Annotated in this window: 1 protein-coding gene; it reads right to left on the bottom strand. The window is 33.4% G+C overall.

All coding sequences use genetic code 11. The features are described from left to right. Window positions 1-243: 243 nt before the first annotated feature. Window positions 244-1,443 (bottom strand): peptide antibiotic transporter SbmA, encoded by a 1,200-nt coding sequence (gene sbmA, locus FTT84_RS17645; RefSeq protein WP_180082016.1) that lies wholly within the window; start codon window positions 1,441-1,443, stop codon window positions 244-246. Between the last annotated feature and the right edge of the window lie 582 nt (window positions 1,444-2,025).

Raw genomic sequence — 2,025 nt, 5'->3', positions numbered from 1 at the left:
AGATCCATGCACGTGTAGCAGTTCTTAACAGATTTACGGAATTAGGTCGACCACTTACCCAAGTTACGCCTTAAATTTGGCTCAATTAGGGGCGCTTTGCATTTCAAATCTTTGTGCAACAAAGCCTTTTTAAATTAAGAAACACTTGTATAGTTATTTTCTAACCTGATGATTTCATAAAACAATTATTATAAACCCATAAAAAAAACCTGCATTTAGCAGGTTAAATTCACAGTTAAGTATTTATTTTTTATTAAGTTGTTCTTCAAATATTTTTAAGCGCTTATAAATAGATAGCAATTCAATGATTGTCGGCCATGAGCTAATTAAATATTGAAATGATTCACGCACTTTCCCAAATACATTTCCAATTTGCATCATTAATCCTAATGTAATAGTGCCAGCTGCAATACTAGGAAATAGAATAAAAATACCGTATATATTATCCAATTGTAAGTACCAGATACGAACTAAATTAAAATATGCATAGTGAAAATAAAGTCTAAAATAATTAAATCTAACTTTTGAAAAAAGCGCTTTTAATGTTTGAGGTTGTGCGCGATCTGCATAATCTTCGCCATACACCAACTCTTTGCGATACGCCGCTTCTACTTTCTGATTATTAAATTCGAGTCCTGGTAATTTATAGCCCACAATCATCAGTATGAGCGTACCCACTACTGACCAAGCCACCGCAGCCCACATTAATGCATGCGGAATTTCACCAACTATTGGTAATTCTTTTACATGCGCAGACAGACTAAATAAAACAGGTAAAAAAGCAATTAAAGTCATCACCGCTTCAACTAAACTCACACCTAAACTTTCTGTGGTTTTTGCAAAGCGCATCGTATCTTCTTGAATTCGCTGAGATGCCCCCTCAATATGTCTAAGCTGATCCCAATGCAAGGTATAAAACTCATTCATTGCCGTACGCCAGCGAAATACATAATGACTTACGAAAAATAAGTTCAATACCGCAAACGTGACATAAACCAATGCAATATATAAAAATGTCATTATTCCCATATAAAGATCATTTACATTGCCGCCACCACTACTCAACATCTTTTGAATCAAATCATAAAAAGGGCTATACCAAGCATTAACAACCACACTCATTTGGACACCGAACCAGATATTAAACAATATTAATGCTGTGCCCCAGACTGACCATGGTTGCCATGGATTGCTTGACTTTACTTTCCAGGCCAGTGAAAAAATACAACTAGAGATAAAAAACCAAAGATAGAACCATATAAAGGAAGGTGACCAAAAACGGCTCACACCAATCGGTAATTCGGCTTGATGATAGTTCTCTGGTAAACCTATGATTGTTCCCCATTCACTGCCACCACTATACCAAAGCGCGATATTGATAAAAAACCAAACAATGAAGGACCCAAAAAACCATTTGGGATTTGGAAAAAAAGATTTAAACATCTGCTAAAAGAATTCCTTTATTTTTTTCTTTTCAAACTAACCTGCAATGATAAAGCTTAAAAGTTATATTACATTCAGTTTTATAGATAAATTATGTTCGAAAACACAATCTGATATATCTCATTAAAACTTTACGTAGATTTTTCATTCATTGTGTGCCCAATCAAGTGATCTAATGCAATTTTTAAGCACATAGCTGAATTTAAGCTGAAATTTTAACTTTTATTTCTTCGGAAAAGCGTATTTCAATAAAGAGAACTATTCGAAATACGAATAAAATAATGAACACTAATCTAAGCCGTATCTTTAGCACGAAGTTGCACAAACTCATTTTTTACTAAAAAATAAAATTCATGGGCATAAAAACAATAATTCCGATATAAATACCCAACTAAGTGAAAGAAATATTTATGAAAAAAAATATTTGAGTCATCCTACAATTTTTACAAAAATAGCTCTGTACACGACAAATTTCACAGAACCCTTATCCTATCAGGCTTCTGCCTTCTTAAAATTGCCAAAATCTCCTTAAACTCTTCTTTTTTCCCAAAACCAATTAAACGCTGAATCGCCATTTGAACA

Source organism: Acinetobacter sp. YH01019, assembly GCF_013420285.1.
GTDB classification, from domain to species: domain Bacteria; phylum Pseudomonadota; class Gammaproteobacteria; order Pseudomonadales; family Moraxellaceae; genus Acinetobacter; species Acinetobacter gandensis.
The sequence above is the reverse complement of the archived record's forward strand: the minus strand, read 5'-3'. Positions and strand labels throughout refer to the sequence as shown.